This window comes from uncultured Roseibium sp. (assembly GCF_947499295.1).
In the GTDB taxonomy this organism is placed as follows: domain Bacteria; phylum Pseudomonadota; class Alphaproteobacteria; order Rhizobiales; family Stappiaceae; genus Roseibium.
The window spans coordinates 71,031-88,438 of sequence record NZ_CANMNP010000009.1 but is presented as its reverse complement, the minus strand read 5'-3'; the positions used below and the strand labels follow the sequence as shown (position 1 = coordinate 88,438).

Genomic DNA, 17,408 nt, shown 5'->3' with positions numbered 1-17,408 from the left:
ACGGCCGTCCTGATCAGCCTTCTGATGGCGCATAGGAGGCTGGGTCGACGATGTCCGGGCGACCTTGCAAGGTCAGTTGCGCTTGACGCGCTGGCGTTGTGGCAATGACTTTCCCGCCTTTGACCACCGCAAGCCTTGTTGCCTTGAGACGGATCGCCTCGATTGCATCACGTGCCTGAAGCATGACGAAATCGGCCTTGCAGCCTTTTGCAAGGCCGTAGTCCTCAAGCCCCATGGCTTTTGCCGGATGGCTGGTGACGCAGTCGAAGCAATAGCGGATCGCTTCGCGGCTTGTCATCTGTGCGACGTGGAGCCCCATTGAAGCCACTTCAAGCATGTCACCTGACCCCATGGAGTACCAGGGGTCCATCACGCAGTCATGGCCAAAGGCAACATTGATGCCGTAGGAGCGCATTTCCGGAACGCGCGTTTGTCCACGGCGTTTCGGGTATGTGTCGTGGCGCCCCTGGAGCGTGATGTTGATCAACGGGTTTGCGATGGCGTGCACCTCGGCTTCGGCAATCAGCGGTAAAAGCTTGGAAACGTAATAGTTGTCCATCGAATGCATGGACGTCAGGTGCGAGCCGGCTACACGGCCCTTCAAGCCAAGGCGTTGGGTTTCGTAGGCGAGCGTTTCAATGTGGCGAGACATGGGGTCGTCGGTTTCGTCGCAATGCATATCGACCATGAGACCGCGTTCTGCTGCCACTTCGCAAAGCCTTCTGACGGACCGGGCACCATCATCCATGGTGCGTTCAAAATGCGGAATGCCGCCGACGATATCGACCCCCATGTCGAGGGCTGTCAAAAGGTTGGCCTCCGCATTTGGAGAGCGGTAAAGACCGTCTTGCGGAAATGCGACAAGCTGCAGGTCGATATAGTCTTTCACTCTGTCGCGAACCTCCAGCAACCCTTTGACGCCGGTCAGCCTGTCATCGCAGACATCGACATGTGTCCGAATAGCCAAAAGACCTTGAGACACTGCAAGGTCACAGTATTTCAGGGCGCGCTCAACAACAGCGTCGACGGTCAGTATCTCCTTGAGCTCTCCCCAAAGCGCGATGCCTTCCAGGAGCGTGCCGCTCCGGTTCATGCGTGGCAACCCCAGTGAAAGCGTCGCATCCATATGGAAGTGACTGTCCACGAAAGGGGGCGACACCAGATTGTCAGCCGCGTCGATGACCGTTTGAGCTTCTGCGGCGATGCCGGTTTCAATGGCTTCGATCCGGCCATTGCGGCACGCAATGTCTACGCCGGTCCTGCCGTCAGGCAAGTTGGCGTTCTTTACGAGAAGGTCAAAGCTCATCAGGGCACACCTCAGCGTTGGCCGCGGAAATAGGGAACAAGCAGTGCTCTCGGGTAGTCTGCCCGGCGGGCAACCACGATCAGCGCAGCGATCGAAAACAGATACGGCATCATCAGGAAGATCTGACCTGGAATGAAGCTGCCGACTTCCGTCTGGAGCCTGACCTGGAAGGCATCGAATGCGCCGAAGAGCAGCGCACCAATCAGTGCTTTGCCGGGCCGCCAGGACGCAAATACGGTGAGTGCGATGCAGATCCACCCGCGACCGTTGACCATGCCGAAGAAAAAGGCGTCAAAGGCGGACATCGTCAAGAAGGCACCGCCAAGGGCCATGATGGCGGATCCGGCGACGACTGTTCCGATGCGGATCGCATAGACGGAAAGGCCTTGTGACTCAACGGCTGAAGGATTATCGCCGACGGCCCGGATCGCCAGACCGAGAGGCGTCCTGTAGAGAACATATGCTGTTGCCACAACAAGAAAGAGGGCCAGAAATGTCAGCGGGGTTTGCTGAAAGAGCGCAGGACCGATGAATGGCAGCTCGCTGAGCACTGGAATGTCGAGCGGCTGAAATGCGTCGATGCGGGGCGGTGAAGAGACGTCGGGCAAGGCTGTACGATAGATGAAATAACTGAGCGAAGTCGCAAAGAGCGTTACGCCGATCCCGGAAACATGCTGCGATAGGCCGAGCGGTACTGTCAGGATCGCATGGATCAGCCCGAACAGAGCGCCCGCACATGCGGCAACGAAGACACCGCCCCACAGGCCAGCCCCAAGCCAGACGGCCATCCAGCCCGCCATTGCACCTGCAGTGAAGATACCTTCAATGCCGAGATTGAGGACCCCGGCACGCTCGCAAATCAGTGCTCCGATCACGCCGAATATCAAAGGCGTTGCGATACGCAGCGCGGCCGCCCAGAAATTTGCAGACAGAAGAATGTCCAGGATCTCGATCATTTTGCTGTCTCCTTTGCAGCCGGAGCACCGACAAGGCGGATCTTGAACCTCAAGAACAATCCGGCCACCAGAACGCAGAGCAGGGACATGGCGACCATCAGGTCAGCCAGATAGTTGGAAACACCTGTTGCGCGGGACATTGAGTCTGCCCCAACGAAAATACTGGCGATGAAGAGGGCCGCGATAATCACACCGACGGGAGAAAGGCCTGCCAGCATGGCTACGACAATGCCGGAATACCCGAAACCGGGCGACAGGTCCGCAGTCAGATACCCTTTCAATCCGGCAACTTCACCGACACCGGCAAGGCCAGCCAAAGCCCCGGAAATCAGCCCGACCCGAACGAAAGTGGCGGTTACCGGGATGCCGGAATGGCGCGCCGCTGCTGCATTTTCTCCAACAGCGCGGATTTCGAAGCCCCAGACCGTGCGCTTAAGCATAAAGTAGACGCCGAGCGAGGCAACAAGCGCAATGATCAGGCCCCAGTGAATGCGCATTCGGGCCATCAACTTCGGCAGCGCAGCCTCATCGAGGATGGGTTCTGATTGGGGCCAGCCCATTCCCATCGGGTCCTTCATTGGGCCTTCCAGCATCATCTGGACAAAGAGCAAGATGATAAAGTTCAAGAGGAGCGTGGTGACCACTTCATCGACACCGAGGCGGGTCTTCAAAAGCGTTGGCCCGAGCATGACAAGCCCGCCGGCAAGTGCCCCGGCCAGAATGACCAGGGGTATAAGGAACAACGATGGGCCTCCAAAGGCGCCTGTGCCGACGGCAACGGCAGCCATGGCACCAGCATAGAGCTGTCCTTCAGCGCCAATATTCCAGAGCTTTGCCCGAAAGGCGACGGCAGCCGCAAGACCGGTCAGGATCAGGGGTGTGGCGCGCGTGAGCATTTCGGTAAAAGCAAACATTGATCCGAAGGCACCCTTGACCATCAGGCCGTAGGCACCAAAAACGGACAGCCCGGCAAACGCCATGGGAATGGCTGCAAGTAACAGGGCGGCCACTGCAGCAGCAACCAATACAGAGAGCACCCTGGAAACGGGGACCGGACCTCTGGGTTCAAAGCGGATCATGCGGCTTCTTCTCCATCATGGCCCGCCATACGCAAGCCGAGTGTGCTCCGGTCGAGCATTTCAGTCGGGTTCGCTTCAGAGAGTTTTCCGCGATGGATCACGGCTATACGGTCGGAAAGACGCATCAGTTCATCCAGGTCTTCGGAGATCAGGATGACACCGGCTCCCCTGTCGCGAGCGGCAAGAAGACGTTTGTGAACGTCCGATGTCGCTCCGACATCAAGACCGCGGGACGGCTGAGCAGCGAGGACGACCTTTGGCATTGTCTCCAAGGTACGGGCCAGAACAATCTTCTGTATGTTTCCGCCAGAGAGCAGCCGCGCCGGACTGTCTTCGCTCTGGCATCGGATGTCATAGGCTTTGATCAGGCTACGGGCGCGTTCCCGGATCGCAGCAAAGCGCAGCAATCCAAAACTTTGGTTTTCGGGTTTGCGAATGGATTCAATCGCCAGATTTTCCGAAACACTCATTGCACCGACAATGCCGTCATGATGACGATCCTCGGGAATACGGGCGAGACCGATATCAATCATCTTGCGCGCGTCAACATGCGTGAGCGGCTGGTCTTCAAGAAGCATTTCTCCGGAAACTATCGGCTCCAACCCGGAAATGACTTTGGCGAAAGTCGTCTGACCATTTCCGGATACACCTGCAATCCCGAGGATCTCACCCGACTTCAAGTCGAGATCCACATCTTGCAGTGCGTCGCGACCTTGGCCCGCGAATATCCTTTTGAGGACGAACAGCGACCTTCCGGCTTCCTTTTCGGTGCGAATGGTCTCAACGATTTCGTGCCCCACCATGAGCTCGGCCAGTTTGCGCTGGTCGCAGCTGGCTGTCGGCAGATCGGCAACCTTGCAACCGCCTCTCAAGACAGCGACGCGATGCGAGGATGCGATCACTTCTGCAAGTTTGTGGGAAATGAAAATGATCCCGAGACCGTCATCAGCAAGTGTCTTCAACGTTGCGAACAGGGTTTCTGATTCTTGCGGTGTGAGGACCGCTGTCGGTTCATCGAGCACAAGCACACGGGCATCTCGATAAAGCGCCTTAAGGATTTCAACGCGTTGTTTTTCGCCGACGGACAGTTGGGAAATGCGTGCATCCAGCGACACCGTCAATCCGGATCGTGCCATCAGATCCTCAAGTTTCGCGCGTGCCGGTGCGCGTGCGGTGGAAAGTGTCGCGAGGCTTTGTGTGCCCAGGAGGATATTGTCGAGGGCGCTCAGGTTCTCAGCCAGTGTGAAGTGCTGATGCACCATGCCGATACCGGCCTCAAGCGCTGCGTGGGGAGATCCCGGCTCGAGTTCTGTGAGACTTCCATTCCCGGAATTGACCAGCACTTGTCCCTCATCGGCAACATAGTGGCCGAAGAGTATGTTCATCAGAGTGGTTTTTCCGGCGCCATTCTCGCCCAGAAGAGCAAGAATTTCACCGCTGCGAAGATCAAGCGAAACGTCGCCGTTCGCCGTCAGCGCACCAAACCGTTTGGTGATGCCGTCCAACCGCAGGGCGAGCGCAGCCTCCTGTACAGGTGCGGTCATGCAGAGCTCCGGATGTAAGAAATGTGGCCGCCGCCTGGCGGGGCGGGGAAGAGCCGGCGATCTGATGATCGCCGGCAATCACCATTACATGGTGGATTTCGGTTCTGTGTCGTTCACGTTTACGCGGAACAGACCGCCCAGGATTTCCTGTTCTTTCTCCTTGGCGGCTGTAACGGCATCTGCCGGGGCGAGGCTCTCGTCGACAATGAAACTGCCGCCGCCATAGGACATGAAGCTGAAGGGACCGTAGTCTGCCGGTTCAAAGCTGTCGTCGACAACTGCTCCGATTGCCCGGTCAATGGTTGGTTCCATGTGCCACAGAGCGGATGAGAGGATGGTGCCCGGGTAGTCGCCGGAGGTATCGATCACGTTGCCAATTGCCAGAAGACCCTTTTCCTTGGCTGCGTCGGACACGCCGAAGCGCTCGGCGTAAAGAATGTCGGCGCCCTTGTCGATCATGGCAAACGCGGATTCTTTCGCCTTGGGCGGATCGTACCAGGAGTTGATGAAGGTCACGAGAAACTTCACATCGGGATTAACCGCTGTCGCACCATCCATGAAGGCGTGCATCAATCGATTGACCTCCGGGATCGCGAAGCCGCCGACCATACCGATGACGTTGGATTTGGTCGTGGCACCGGCGATCATGCCCGACAGATAGCTTGGCTCATGGATCCAGTTGTCGAAAACAGCAAAATTCGGCTGCGCCGGGCCGAAGGACGAGCCCATCAGGAAAGCCGTTTCCGGATACTCGGCGGCCACATTACGGGCAGCGCGTTCGACTGCGAACGCCTCGCCGACAACAAGATCCATACCTTGCTCGGCATATTCGCGCATGACGCGCTCATAGTCGGTGTTGGCGACATTTTCTGAGAATGTGTAGGTGATTTCGCCGCGTTCCTGGGCAGCTTTCAGCGCTTTGTCGATGCGGCTGACCCATTGTTGTTCAACCGGAACGGTGTAGATGGCAGCGACCTTGATCGGATCTGCAGCTTCTGCCGGCGAGTACACAAAGCCTGCAGCCACTGTGACTGCCAAGGCAGCCGACAGGAGGGCCCTGCGGGCCTTCGAAAATGGTTTTGAAGTGTGCATTTGAGTCCCCTGGAAGGTATTTTTGCGGAAAAAGTTGATCACAAAATATGCGTGCCCACAAGCTGTGCAGTGCGCCAGAGTGGAATTTTTTGATCAATTGGGAAAATTTCTGCCGTTTTGGAAATCTGGCAGGTCAGGAGCAACCTTGGTTTCAAGCAATAAAAAACGCCGGACAAGCCGGCGTTTCTTCAAGGTCGCGATGAAATCCGTCTTAGTTGAACAGACTGGATACGGACTTTTCGAGCGCGGTACGGTTGATTGCCTCTCCCATCAGGGGCGCAATCGAGATTGCCCGTATGTTGGAGGCTGCGGTGATTGCCGCTGTCGGCTCGATGGAATTGGTGATGACCAATTCCTTGAGTTTCGAAGATGCCACGCGCGCGACAGCACCTCCGGACAAGACGCCGTGGGTGATATAGGCCGTCACCGACTTGGCACCTTTCGCAAGCAATGCTTCGGCAGCGTTACAAAGGGTACCACCACTATCGACGATGTCATCGACAAGAATGCAGTCATAGCCATTCACTTCGCCGATGATGTTCATGACTTCCGATTCTCCGGGCTTGTCGCGTCTCTTGTCGACAATGGAGAGGGGAGCCTCGATTCGCTTGGCGAGCGCGCGGGCACGGACCACACCGCCGACATCCGGCGACACCACCATGACGTTGTCGGTGGCATAACGTTCCTTGATGTCGCGTGTCATGACCGGAGCTGCAAACAGGTTGTCGGTCGGTATATCGAAAAAACCCTGGATCTGTCCGGCGTGGAGATCCAGGGTTAGAACGCGGTCTGCACCTGCTTCGGTGATGAGGTTCGCCACAAGCTTGGCCGAGATCGGCGTTCGACCGGAAGCGCGGCGGTCCTGCCGGGCATAGCCGAAATAGGGGATTACCGCGGTGATACGACGTGCGGAGGAACGGCGAAGCGCATCGATGATGATGAGCAATTCCATAAGGTGGTCGTTTGCCGGGTAGCTGGTTGGCTGCAGGACGAAGACATCTTCGCCACGCACGTTTTCTTGAATTTCAACGAAGATTTCCTGGTCGGCAAATCGCCGGACCTGGCATTTGGCCAGAGGTACATCCAGGTAAGTGGAGATTTCCTCTGCCAGGGCTCGGTTCGAATTGCCCGCGACGATCTTCATGAGCCGCAAGTCCTTCTGGTGCGACACCGTGTTTCAAGGGAAGATCCTTGAAGGCACGGAAATGGACTAGATCTTATCGAGTTGCCGGACGCCGCAAGATCTTTGCAAGATCCTTCGGCAGGCGGCGGCGTTTTAGCAATCAACCACCTCGACCACAACCGCCGTAAGGGGCAGAACACCTGTTTTTTTTAAAATTTCTGACACACAGCGATAATTGCCCGGCTAACCGTTTCATTATCGGTTGAGCCAGGCCTTGATTTCTACCATCGAGCGATTTGCGATGCGCGACAATGTCCCAGAATTGACCGACTGCCAGGGATCACCAGACGAGCCGCCGGTGGATTCGGTGCCCGAGATTCGATTGAGTCGGCGTCCGGACCCGTCGACAATGTCAAAAACATAGAAAACGGTTCCCGTTGACGGCTGTCCGGTGGCGGACAGATAGCCATTCACTCGATAGGTCGCGCTGGCGCCAACGCGTCGAACCAGAGTGATGCCCTGTTTGCGCGCTTCCGCTCCGATGAATTCGGATAGTTCATCGGCAATATTACCTGGCGCGCCGGTAAAGGGTTCAAAGGCAAATGTGACGCCCTCTGCCTCATCCGAAGGACCAGACAGGGATGGCGCGGGTGCAGCCGACGTGATGGAGGTCGGCGGTTGCGGCGAGGCCTGACAGGCGGCCAAAAGACCTGCGACCAGAAGTCCGGCGATCAGGCGCAGAGGAAAATCAGAAGTCTGGTTGAAAAAACGGACCATGGAGATGCCTGGCTCTCTTTGTCGATTTACCGTGGATGCAGGCCCTTCACGAGAATCGCAAAGAAAGAACCGGGCCGCAGATTTGTCCTTGGTTTAGCCTGACTTGACCGGCAGGTCGAGAGGCAGCGTGGATAAGCTTTCCGGAGCGTCCTGTGTTGTCAGGTAAGTCTGGCCAAGGGTCATGGCTGTTCCGGATATGGAATCCATCAAGATCATGTGCATGAAGATCACCATGTTCTCTTTGACTTCCGCCGGATTGGACTTGTAGGCCATGGGTGTGTCCATCCAGCTCGGGGTGAACCTTGCCCCCAAAGAATAGCCGCAGGCATTGAGCCTGTGCGGCATCATGCCATGACTGTCGATCCGTTCTGCGTGAGCGTCGAAGACATCACCGAACGTCCGGCCCGGAACGAGTTGCGTTTCAACCGCTGCCAACGCTTCGCGCGCGGCAAGGTACATTTCCTGATGCCGGTCGCTCGGTGTACCGATGACCACGGTTCGCATCAGTGCCGCGTGATAGTGGCGATAGCTGCCAGCCCATTCAAGCGTGATCTGATCCTGGGCTTCAAGCACCCGGCGACCCGCCTTGTAGCGGCACAGCAGGGCGTCCCGACCTGAGCCGATGATGAACTCGTTGCCCGGATAGTCGCCTCCACCTTCGAAAATTGTTGCCTGCATGGCGGCCAGGACGCGGCCCTCGTCGGCGCCCGGCCGAATTTCGTCAAGCCCTGCCAGATACGCCTTGTCGGCCAGTTCAGCGGCCTTTCGGACATAGACGATCTCTTCCTGGCTCTTGACCGATCGCAGTTCGGGTATCAGCGGGGAAGCATCTCGAATGTCCGCGAAGGTCGACAGTTCTTCATTTATCTGCAGCGCAATCTTGCCGGTCATTCCGTGCGTGTCGTACTCGATGCCGATGCGGCTTCCCAGAAGATCCATGTCAAACAGCATTTCCTTCAGCTGCGACACTGGACTAGCCGACCCCCGGTCAATCCAGATCCGGATGTCGGGTATGTTGGACGTGTGTTTGGCCTGCCGCTCATCGGCCGAGCGTGTGAGAAGCACCATACGGTTGTCGCTTGTAACGACGAGGCACTGGAAGAAACAATAGCCGAAGGTGTCGTAGCCGGTGAGCCAATACATGCTCTCCTGCGCGAACAAAAGCATCGCGTCGAGCTTCTCCGCCTCCATTGTTGCGTGAAGTTTCTCAAGACGGGATTTGAATTCTGCGTCGGAAAAATGAAGTGCCATGAGCCTTTATCCAGTTTATCGCGTCAGAACGATTGCACTGATCTGGCGGCCGTAGTCCGGCTCCCCGCGATGCGTTGTGCGACGGTAAGAATAAAACCTGTCTTCGTCGGCGTAGGTGCAAAGGTCCATGTTGGCCACCTTTGCAAGTCCCAGCCCTTTGAGCGTGTCGCCGATATAGGCCGGCAGATCGAACATGAAGTGCTGGGCTTTCTCAGACGGTATGAAGTAGCTTTCGTTTGCCGGATCTGCTTCAAGGAAGCGTTGTTTGAATTCCGGTCCGACTTCATAGGCCGACTGAGAAATGGCGGGTCCGAGTACGGCGGTGATGCCAGAGGGGGAAGCGCCGAGATCCACCATGGCCGAAACAGTGTTTTGCAAAACGCCAGTTACGGCTCCCTTCCATCCCGAATGGGCAGCGCCAACAACCCGAGCCTCCGGGTCGGCGAAAAGAATGGGGCCGCAGTCAGCGGTGGATATGCCGATTGCCAGGCCGGGCGTGCGTGTGACCAGGGCATCCGCCTTGCGATCCGCCCCGTCTTGCCACGGTGTCGCGACTGAAATCACGTCTGGTGAGTGGATTTGATAGGGCGCGAGTAAGTTGATGATTTCGACGTTCATTTCCTTCGCAACGCGGCGGCGGTTTTCAAGAACGCTGTCACGGTCATCATCAGAGCCAAGGCCGATGTTGAGACTGTCATAAATACCGCCGGAAACACCGCCTTGCCGCGTGAAGAATCCGTGGTTCAACCCTTCCAGCTGCAACTCCGTTGCTTCAAGTCTCATGCTTTGCTCCGGTATGGGAAAGATTCGAATTCCAAATCCTTGGAGTCTTCAAACTGCGCTGTCAAATGGTGGGAACGAAATTTCCTGTCCTGTGATTGCAAGCACCTTGAACAAGTCTCCCATTTGATCGGGAGCTGCCAGGCGTTCCACGTCGTCGCGGATCCGTTCCTGCTCAGCTTGTGATTTGCCGGCTCCCAGGGTTCCTGCGCGTTCCAAAAGTCCTGCGCTGACTAGAAAATTACCCTGTTTCATGGGCGAGAGAGCAAAGGCACCACCCTTGATTGCACTGGCGGTAAGCGCCTCGAAATTGACATGAGCTGTGAGGTCGGCTTCACCGGGATGGACCAATACGTCATCGAAGGCATGTCGGTAGACCGCTTGCAGCGTGTCCCCCGCTGTGGTCTTCAGATAACCGTAGTCGATGATCAGGGCAGCGCCGCCGTGATCTGCGAGACGCGTGCCGATCTCTTCGGCAATCGCATTTGCAGTTGGCTGAGTTTCGACGATCGCGCCTTCGGGAGCTGCAATCAAATCATGTGGCACCGCGTCGTCTGGAAGACGGGCAGTTCCTGCCCCGAACATGAGATCTCCGGTATCAGACAGACCGATCTGGCGTTCTCGCCAGCCGTCAGCGGTTTTGATAAATTGGTGAATGGGCAGCGCATCAAAAAACTCATTGGCGACCAGCAGGAGGGGGCCGTCCGGTAGCTCCTGAAAAGCGGATCTGAAAGTGGGCTGAAGCGGGCCGCCGCAGAGTGTTTCCTGTTGGATTTTGCGAAGCCGCGGGCTTGTTTCCACCAGGTTCAGGCAGGCAGCTTCAAGGAAGTCTGGTCGGAGCGATGCCATGCGCAGAACATCAGCCATCAGTGTGCCCCGGCCGGGTCCTATTTCTGCCAATTGAACATCGGCAGGCGAACCCATCGCATCGAATGCGGCAAGGCAGACAGCACCGATCAGTTCTCCAAACATCTGGCTGACTTCCGGAGCGGTGATGAAGTCTCCGTCCCGGCCAAATGGGTTTTGGGTCGTGTAGTAGCCAGCTTCAGGATCGCTGAGACATACCCGCATGTATTCGGCGACGGAAATCGGACCTTCTGCCGCAAGGCGCGTTTTCAGTCTGTCTTTCAAATCCGTCACGAAACGGTGGCCTCGGCCCTGTTGCGTGATGCCCAGACCATGGCGACGATGCCTGCCAGGATCATTGGCAGCGACAATACGATCCCCATTGTCAGGAACCCGCCGAAATAGCCGATATGAGCATCCGGCACACGGTAAAACTCAACAATTGAACGACCGATGCCGTAGCCGCATGCGAAGGCTCCAGCCAGGAAGCCGGGCTTCTTCAAAAGCGCAAACCGATGGCTTAAGACACGCAGCACGAGAAACAGGACCACACCTTCCAGAGCAGCTTCATAGAGCTGGCTTGGGTGGCGCGGTTCCGGACCAGCTCCGGGAAAGACAAAGGCCCAGGGCACATCTGTTGGACGTCCCCAGAGCTCCGCATTGATGAAATTTGCTACCCGCCCGAAAAACAGGCCGATCGGCGCTGCACAGGCCGCCAGATCGAAGAGCGTCCAGACGGACAGCCCCCGGCGCCAGGCGAACAGGATCATGGCAATGACAGTTCCGGCAAAGCCGCCGTGAAAGGACATGCCGCCACTCCAGATGGCAATAGCTTCGGCCGGATTGGCAAGGTAATAGGCGGGATTGTAAAAAAACACATACCCCAAACGGCCACCAATGATGATCCCGAGCGTTCCCCAAAGAACGAAATCATCGAGATCCAAAGGGCTCGGTCGCTTCTGGTTGCACCAAAGCTGCTCGTTTTGAGCGAGAATGCGCATGTACCGCCAAGCCAGAACGATGCCGACAATATAAGCCAGGGCGTACCAGCGCAGTGCGAAAGGGCCGACCTCGAAGATAACTGGGTCGATTGCGGGAAACGGCAAAACCAATAAGGGCGGCACGGTAAATCCTTAGGGCAAGATCCGGAACGGGCAAAGCCAGTCGCAACGCTTGGCGGATCTTGCCGTCCTCGTCAAGACACAGGGTGCGGCGCAATTGGTTCTTGAAGTTGCCCGCATTCCCTCATACGTGTCACCTATTCGCCTCAACCGCACATAGGAGGGTCCGATGACCCAAGGCCCAAACCGAGTTCTTGACGATTTTGCCAAGCTGATGACAGACGCAGCCGGTGTCGCCCAGGGCGCGCGCCGCGAAGTTGAAACAGCGTTTCGTGCACAGGCCGAGCGGTTTCTTTCGGAAATGGACGTCGTCTCTCGCGAAGAACATGAAGCGGTCAAGGAAATGGCGACCCGGGCACTCGACAAGGTTGAAGAGCTCGAATCGCGCCTCGCAAAGCTTGAAAATCCGGGTTCGGACCCTTCTGCCGACGCCTGAACTGAGTTCTAACGTTGATGTGAGCGATTTCTGTTAATTGTGAATGACAGAAATACGACGCTTACACTCGGCAGAATTGCAGTGTTTTTGAGCAGTGTGATCAAAATTCTTGCGGCGTCGTCCACAAGTTTCGGCTTTTCCGGATCAGTTGGTATGTATCGCTTAAATCATTCCTGATCCTATACTCAAAGATAACAGGGATTCGTCGGAGCAAGACGGAACCGGTTCGATCTAAAGGGCCATCAAGGACGCGTTTTGCTCCCCCGGCATGGGACATTTCCCGGCGGCCCCCCCGGTTATTGTGATCGGGTATTCGGCCCCGGCTCGAAAGGGGAGAAGGCATCATGAGCCTCATCGAGATCGAATTCGAGCGACCTGGCAATCCCGTCGATACCATCGAGACTGTCGCGGCCTTGAATGACTGGACCTTTGAGCGGTCGGACGAGGACGAAATAACCATTTCCCTTGGAGGTAGTTGGTGCGACTACCATGTGTCCTTTTCCTGGATGGAAGAGGTTGAGGCCCTGCATCTTGCCTGTGCATTCGACCTCAAGGTCACCGAACCGCGCAAGACGGAAGTTCTCCGGCTGCTCGCCATGGTGAACGAACAGCTCTGGATGGGGCATTTCGATCTCTGGCATAAAGAGAACGTCATTATGTTCCGCCAGTCGCTGCTTTTGTCCGGTGGAGCTGAGGCATCTTCAGCGCAAATTGAAGCAATGCTGACAAATGCACTTGAAAACTGCGAACGTTTCTATCAAGCCTTCCAGTTCGTTGTCTGGGCCGGGTACTCGGCCTCCGAGGCGATGAACTCGGCATTGTTTGAAACCGCAGGAGAAGCATGAGTTTTTCCAAAGATCGCCCTTTCCTTCTCGTCGGAGCCGGCAAGATGGGCGGGGCAATGTTGTCGGGGTGGCTGGCAGAGGGAGTTGATCCCGCTTCGATTGTCGTCGCCGATCCCAACCTTTCCGATGAGATTAGCGCAATGCTTGCCAAACATGGCGTACGCCATGTGGCCGCTGCTCCGGCTGACCTGACGGCCGGGATCGTGCTGGTCGCCGTCAAACCTCAGTTGATGGATCAGGTTCTACCGCAGCTTAAAACGATCGTTGACGCAAACACCCTTGTGCTTTCCATCGCAGCTGGCACACCTGTCTCCAAATTCCAGCAGTATTTCGGCAAGGTTCCAATTTGCCGCTGCATGCCGAACACGCCCGCAATGGTCCAGCGCGGGATCACTGCTGTGTTTCCAACGCAGGAAGTCACCGATGCACAAAGAGCGGATGTGACCAAGCTGCTGTCGTCAGTCGGCAAGGTTGTCTGGCTTGATGCGGAAGATCAGATAGATCTTGTGACCGGGGTCAGCGGCTCCGGCCCCGCTTATGTGTTTTTCCTGGCTGAGGCGCTCTGTGAAGCGGGAAAGGCAGCAGGGCTGCCGGATGATATTGCCCAGGAACTGGCCGTTGCCACCGTCTGCGGCGCCGGTGAATTGATGCACCAGACGGGTGAACATCCATCGCTGCTTCGCCGGAATGTCACCAGTCCGAATGGCACAACGGCAGCGGCTCTTGACGTGCTGATGCACGCTGAAGGGCTGCAGCCTGTCATGACTGATGCAGTTGCAGCTGCCATCCGGCGGGCCAAGGAACTGGCTGAATAATCCTCGTCTAAATGGCCCTGCGGCGCGGGGTCACCCTTTTCGTGGACGCCTTTGCCTCCTATCTTTCAGATACGAAGGAAACTGGAGGCCCATTCATGGCGACCGCAAAGACCAAACAGAAGATCCTGAAGACCTTTCTGAAGCTGCTGGAGACACATCCATACGACGACGTGTCGCTCCCATTGCTTGCTGAAGAGGCAAAGGTCAAATTGTCGGACATGCGCAGCGCATATGCATCGAAGCTCAAGCTGGTTGCTGCGTTCTATGAACAGATCGATACCATCGTCCTGGAAGAACGGGATGAGGACATGGGCGATCAACCGCCCCGCGACCGCCTGTTCGACGTCCTGATGACACGGATCGACACGCTGGATGAATACAAGGAAACCATTAGGGCCTTGAGGGCGGCCGCGCAACAAGACCCGGCGCTTGCACTGGATTTCAATGCGCTCGAAGTGCGGTCTCAAAAATGGATGCTGATTGCCGCTGGCATTGATGTGTCAGGGGTAAAGGCAACGGTGGTGGCGCAGGGACTTTCTATTGCGTTTGCCCGTGTTCTTGATGTCTGGTTGGATGAAGCAGACGAAGGCATGCCCCGGACAATGGCGAAATTGGACAAGGAACTCGACAAGGGGACTTCGTTCATGAAACGTCTTAAGGGCGTGGAACGTGCCGCCAAGAAGATGCGCTCGTTCTTGAGAAAGGCTTCCCAGGGCCGCAACCATCGGCGGAAGCGCAGCGAAGAAACGGATGAAGACGGCGTCGACTTTGCTGATGAAGCACCGGCAGGAGCCTGAAACCGCAGCAACAAGATGGAAACTGACTTGCAATAGCCGAACTGACCGGACAAGGTCGCTTGCGAAATGAAAGGATCCTTTCGTGAGCGACCAGATCAGTTTTGATGATTTCCTGAAAGTCGATATACGCGTCGGCCGTATAATAGAAGCCGAAGAGTTTCCCGAAGCCCGAAAACCGGCCTACAAAATGAAGATCGATTTCGGGCCTGAAATCGGCGTTAAAAAGACCTCTGCACAAATCACCAAACACTACACACCCGAGACACTGGTTGGAAAACTGGTGATGGCGGTGATCAATTTCCCGCCGCGCCAGATTGGGCCGGTCATGTCGGAAGTGCTGACACTGGGTGTGCCGGATGATGAAGGTGAGGTCGTGCTTCTCACACCGGACAAGGGCGTTCCCATAGGCGGTCGTCTCTATTAGGATTTGGTTTTCGGCTCGAACAACCGCGTGCGAATCCAGAGAAAGGTCATCCGGCGGCCCCATGTCCCATCTGATCAGGAAAGCGGCGTGCGACGTGCCGGGGTTGTCTCCGGCTCAAATAGCACTCCGGCCGATGGTTCTGCTGGTCTTCCTTTTGTTTCCTGCTTCAGCGGCCAGGGCCTGCTCTTTGGCTCTGGTCCTGGCAGTGGATGTTTCAGCAAGTATCACCGAGGAAGAATACGAGCTGCAACAGTCCGGAATTGCGATTGCCCTCAAGCATCCAGATGTCATCAAGGCGATTGAGGCCGTCGGTGGTATTTGGTTGCACAGTTTTGAGTGGAGTGGGCGCTACCAGCAGAACACACTGCTCGACTGGAGATATCTTTCCGATGAAACAAGTATCTCTGCAGCCGGCGATGCGATACTGGCCACAACACGCGACCATAGAGAATTCATGACGTCGCTCGGCGCGGCGCTCGTTCATGCAACTGATGTTCTGTCGACAGCTCCGGAGCGCTGCGACCGACAAGTTATCGACGTGTCGGCGGATGGAATCAACAACGAGGGCGACGATCCGTTTGTCGCTTACGCGACCCGCGATTTCTCTGATGTAACCGTCAATGCGCTGGTCATCCGAAAGGAAGAGAGAACCTTCCGGTATTTCGTCAACAAGGTCATCACGGGCCCGGGCGCTTTTGCCCAACCGATCAACACCTATGAGGACTATACCGAAGGCATGGTTCGCAAACTTGTGCGGGAAATCATGGGTCTCGGTTTCGCCGATCTGCGGTCAGGCGACTTAGGTCACGCAGGGACGCGCAGTTTTGCTCGTAGACCACCCAGCGGGGAATCTTCCAGATAAATATCACCGCCATGCGAACGGGCAATGTCCCTTGCAATGGCAAGACCGAGGCCGCTGCCGGTTTCATCCATGTTTCTGGCAAGATCCAGTCGATGGAACGCGCGGAAGGCGAGTTCACGCTGATCCGGTGGAATTCCGGGCCCATCGTCATCAATGGTAATTGTCAGCCAACCGTTGGCAATGCGGCCTTCGACCTCGACGCGGGCGCCATATTTGCATCCATTGGTCACGAGGTTGGCCAGCGAGCGCTTCATGGCAAGTCGCCTGATTTCAACATCCGACGGGCCGTTAAAGCGGATTGTCACGGATTGTCCGGAAATCTCAGCTTCTTCTTCGAGCTCTTCCAGCAAGATCGCAATGTCGGTTACCTGGATATCCTCGTCGCCATCCCCTCTGGCAAAGGCGAGATAATCTTCCAGCATATTGCTCATCTCATCGACGTCCTTGCGCATTGCGTCGCTTTCCGGTGTGTTGCCGAGAAAGGCAAGCTGAAGGCGCAGGCGGGTCAGGATCGTGCGAAGGTCATGGCTGACACCGGCGAGCATTGTGGTTCGCTGCTCGATCTGCCTCTCGATCCGGCGGCGCATATCGATAAAGGCCACGCTCGCACGCCGGACTTCACGGGCGCCGCTGGCGCGGAAGTTTTCAACCGGACGTCCCTTGCCGAACGCTTCGGCAGCATTGGCCAGGCGAATGATCGGCCTGATCTGATTGCGCAAGAACAAAAGTGCGATGAACACCAGGACCAGTGAGGTTGAGAACATCCAGACAAGGAAAATGTGCGAATTGGACGCGTAGGTCTGACTGCGGCGGGTGAAAATACGAAGGATCGAGTCTTCCAGCTGAATGCGGATCTCGACGAAACGAGATCGTCCGACCGTATCAATCCAGAACGGTTTGCCGATCCGTTGGCTGATCGCAAGACTGAGTTCCTGATCGATGACATCGAAGAACGGTTTCGTCGTCGGCGGCGGCAAGGGTTCCAGAGGCAGGATCGTGATTGACATGCCAAGCGCCCGGGCGGACATTTCCTCGATCTTGAGGTGGTTCGGATCCTGAGGGTAGTTTTCCAGGACATAGACAACGGCTGCGATTTCTCGCACGACCGCCTCCGACATGCGCCGTGACACAAGCTGATAGTGGCGTTCCATGAAAACGAACACCAGCACCGACTGCAAGATCACAATCGGTGCGACGATGATCAGGAATGTCCGCGTGAACAGCCCCTTGGGCATTACCCGGTACATAAACCTGGAAACCGAGCTGTAGACGTGAACGAAGGGTTTGAACGGCGCGATCAATGGCTTCAGCCGATCAGCTGAGGGCAGGCGACGCAAGAGGGAGGTGAAATCCA

Annotated in this window: 18 protein-coding genes; 6 read left to right on the top strand and 12 right to left on the bottom strand. The window is 56.6% G+C overall.

Going from position 1 to position 17,408, the window contains the following annotated elements; all coding sequences use genetic code 11:
- Positions 1–13: 13 nt before the first annotated feature.
- The 11 genes from Q0835_RS15430 to lgt all read right to left on the bottom strand — a co-directional run bounded on the left by Q0835_RS15430 (position 14) and on the right by lgt (position 11,878).
- Positions 14–1,306, bottom strand: coding sequence for an amidohydrolase family protein (locus Q0835_RS15430; protein WP_298962677.1), 1,293 nt, complete (start codon positions 1,304–1,306; stop codon positions 14–16).
- Between the two features lie 11 nt (positions 1,307–1,317).
- Positions 1,318–2,262: an ABC transporter permease gene (locus Q0835_RS15425; protein ID WP_298962674.1), complete on the bottom strand. Its 945-nt coding sequence runs from the start codon at positions 2,260–2,262 to the stop codon at positions 1,318–1,320.
- Positions 2,259–3,341, bottom strand: a complete 1,083-nt coding sequence (locus tag Q0835_RS15420) for an ABC transporter permease (protein ID WP_298962671.1) — start codon at positions 3,339–3,341, stop codon at positions 2,259–2,261. Before Q0835_RS15420 ends, Q0835_RS15425 begins: the two co-directional genes overlap by 4 nt.
- Positions 3,338–4,885: an ABC transporter ATP-binding protein gene (locus tag Q0835_RS15415; protein WP_298962668.1), complete on the bottom strand. Its 1,548-nt coding sequence runs from the start codon at positions 4,883–4,885 to the stop codon at positions 3,338–3,340. The genes Q0835_RS15420 and Q0835_RS15415 overlap by 4 nt, the downstream gene beginning before the upstream one ends.
- Positions 4,886–4,969: 84 nt before the next feature.
- Complete coding sequence (locus Q0835_RS15410) at positions 4,970–5,977, bottom strand: BMP family protein (protein WP_298962666.1); 1,008 nt, start codon at positions 5,975–5,977, stop codon at positions 4,970–4,972.
- A 211-nt stretch (positions 5,978–6,188) separates the two neighbouring features.
- The gene (locus tag Q0835_RS15405; RefSeq protein WP_152500556.1) at positions 6,189–7,121 is read right to left on the bottom strand and encodes a ribose-phosphate pyrophosphokinase; all 933 of its coding nucleotides are present in this window, start codon (positions 7,119–7,121) and stop codon (positions 6,189–6,191) included.
- A 234-nt stretch (positions 7,122–7,355) separates the two neighbouring features.
- Positions 7,356–7,877: a hypothetical protein gene (locus tag Q0835_RS15400; RefSeq protein WP_298962663.1), complete on the bottom strand. Its 522-nt coding sequence runs from the start codon at positions 7,875–7,877 to the stop codon at positions 7,356–7,358.
- A gap of 93 nt (positions 7,878–7,970) precedes the next feature.
- Entirely contained in the window at positions 7,971–9,128 is a 1,158-nt protein-coding gene (locus Q0835_RS15395; RefSeq protein ID WP_298962660.1) for a Xaa-Pro peptidase family protein, read from the bottom strand.
- Positions 9,129–9,143: 15 nt separating this feature from the next.
- Entirely contained in the window at positions 9,144–9,911 is a 768-nt protein-coding gene (gene pgeF, locus Q0835_RS15390) for a peptidoglycan editing factor PgeF (protein ID WP_298812479.1), read from the bottom strand.
- A gap of 48 nt (positions 9,912–9,959) precedes the next feature.
- Positions 9,960–11,048: a class I SAM-dependent methyltransferase gene (locus Q0835_RS15385; protein WP_298962658.1), complete on the bottom strand. Its 1,089-nt coding sequence runs from the start codon at positions 11,046–11,048 to the stop codon at positions 9,960–9,962.
- A complete protein-coding gene (gene lgt / locus Q0835_RS15380; protein WP_298962655.1) occupies positions 11,045–11,878 on the bottom strand; it encodes a prolipoprotein diacylglyceryl transferase in 834 nt (277 codons plus the stop codon). Before lgt ends, Q0835_RS15385 begins: the two co-directional genes overlap by 4 nt.
- A 166-nt stretch (positions 11,879–12,044) precedes the next feature.
- Between lgt and Q0835_RS15375 the strand changes: the two genes are divergently transcribed.
- From Q0835_RS15375 to Q0835_RS15350, 6 genes are all read left to right on the top strand, one after another.
- Positions 12,045–12,311 (top strand): accessory factor UbiK family protein, encoded by a 267-nt coding sequence (locus Q0835_RS15375; RefSeq protein WP_152500560.1) that lies wholly within the window; start codon positions 12,045–12,047, stop codon positions 12,309–12,311.
- Positions 12,312–12,655: 344 nt separating this feature from the next.
- Positions 12,656–13,156 (top strand): YbjN domain-containing protein, encoded by a 501-nt coding sequence (locus Q0835_RS15370; RefSeq protein ID WP_152500561.1) that lies wholly within the window; start codon positions 12,656–12,658, stop codon positions 13,154–13,156.
- On the top strand, positions 13,153–13,971 hold the full coding sequence (gene proC, locus Q0835_RS15365) for a pyrroline-5-carboxylate reductase (protein ID WP_298962650.1): 819 nt from the start codon (positions 13,153–13,155) through the stop codon (positions 13,969–13,971). Before Q0835_RS15370 ends, proC begins: the two co-directional genes overlap by 4 nt.
- A gap of 95 nt (positions 13,972–14,066) precedes the next feature.
- Positions 14,067–14,768: a TetR/AcrR family transcriptional regulator gene (locus Q0835_RS15360; RefSeq protein ID WP_298962647.1), complete on the top strand. Its 702-nt coding sequence runs from the start codon at positions 14,067–14,069 to the stop codon at positions 14,766–14,768.
- 82 nt (positions 14,769–14,850) lie between these two features.
- On the top strand, positions 14,851–15,192 hold the full coding sequence (locus tag Q0835_RS15355) for a tRNA-binding protein (RefSeq protein ID WP_298812457.1): 342 nt from the start codon (positions 14,851–14,853) through the stop codon (positions 15,190–15,192).
- A gap of 61 nt (positions 15,193–15,253) precedes the next feature.
- A complete protein-coding gene (locus tag Q0835_RS15350; RefSeq protein WP_298962644.1) occupies positions 15,254–16,054 on the top strand; it encodes a DUF1194 domain-containing protein in 801 nt (266 codons plus the stop codon).
- Here Q0835_RS15350 and Q0835_RS15345 read toward each other — a convergent pair.
- A complete protein-coding gene (locus Q0835_RS15345) occupies positions 15,997–17,301 on the bottom strand; it encodes an ATP-binding protein (protein ID WP_298962905.1) in 1,305 nt (434 codons plus the stop codon). The two genes, Q0835_RS15350 and Q0835_RS15345, sit on opposite strands and share 58 nt — an antisense overlap.
- Positions 17,302–17,408: the final 107 nt, after the last annotated feature.

What these genes read in the sequence shown, in the direction of transcription:
- Q0835_RS15375 (WP_152500560.1), top strand. Translation starts at nt 12,045, where the DNA reads ATGACCCAAGGCCCAAACCGAGTTCTTGACGATTTTGCCAAGCTGATG.
- Q0835_RS15350 (WP_298962644.1), top strand. Translation starts at nt 15,254, where the DNA reads ATGTCCCATCTGATCAGGAAAGCGGCGTGCGACGTGCCGGGGTTGTCT.
- Q0835_RS15430 (WP_298962677.1), bottom strand. Translation starts at nt 1,306, where the DNA reads ATGAGCTTTGACCTTCTCGTAAAGAACGCCAACTTGCCTGACGGCAGG.
- Q0835_RS15345 (WP_298962905.1), bottom strand. Translation starts at nt 17,301, where the DNA reads ATGTACCGGGTAATGCCCAAGGGGCTGTTCACGCGGACATTCCTGATC.
- Q0835_RS15395 (WP_298962660.1), bottom strand. Translation starts at nt 9,128, where the DNA reads ATGGCACTTCATTTTTCCGACGCAGAATTCAAATCCCGTCTTGAGAAA.
- Q0835_RS15425 (WP_298962674.1), bottom strand. Translation starts at nt 2,262, where the DNA reads ATGATCGAGATCCTGGACATTCTTCTGTCTGCAAATTTCTGGGCGGCC.
- Q0835_RS15360 (WP_298962647.1), top strand. Translation starts at nt 14,067, where the DNA reads ATGGCGACCGCAAAGACCAAACAGAAGATCCTGAAGACCTTTCTGAAG.
- Q0835_RS15370 (WP_152500561.1), top strand. Translation starts at nt 12,656, where the DNA reads ATGAGCCTCATCGAGATCGAATTCGAGCGACCTGGCAATCCCGTCGAT.
- pgeF (WP_298812479.1), bottom strand. Translation starts at nt 9,911, where the DNA reads ATGAGACTTGAAGCAACGGAGTTGCAGCTGGAAGGGTTGAACCACGGA.
- proC (WP_298962650.1), top strand. Translation starts at nt 13,153, where the DNA reads ATGAGTTTTTCCAAAGATCGCCCTTTCCTTCTCGTCGGAGCCGGCAAG.
- Q0835_RS15410 (WP_298962666.1), bottom strand. Translation starts at nt 5,977, where the DNA reads ATGCACACTTCAAAACCATTTTCGAAGGCCCGCAGGGCCCTCCTGTCG.
- Q0835_RS15400 (WP_298962663.1), bottom strand. Translation starts at nt 7,877, where the DNA reads ATGGTCCGTTTTTTCAACCAGACTTCTGATTTTCCTCTGCGCCTGATC.
- Q0835_RS15420 (WP_298962671.1), bottom strand. Translation starts at nt 3,341, where the DNA reads ATGATCCGCTTTGAACCCAGAGGTCCGGTCCCCGTTTCCAGGGTGCTC.
- Q0835_RS15415 (WP_298962668.1), bottom strand. Translation starts at nt 4,885, where the DNA reads ATGACCGCACCTGTACAGGAGGCTGCGCTCGCCCTGCGGTTGGACGGC.
- Q0835_RS15405 (WP_152500556.1), bottom strand. Translation starts at nt 7,121, where the DNA reads ATGAAGATCGTCGCGGGCAATTCGAACCGAGCCCTGGCAGAGGAAATC.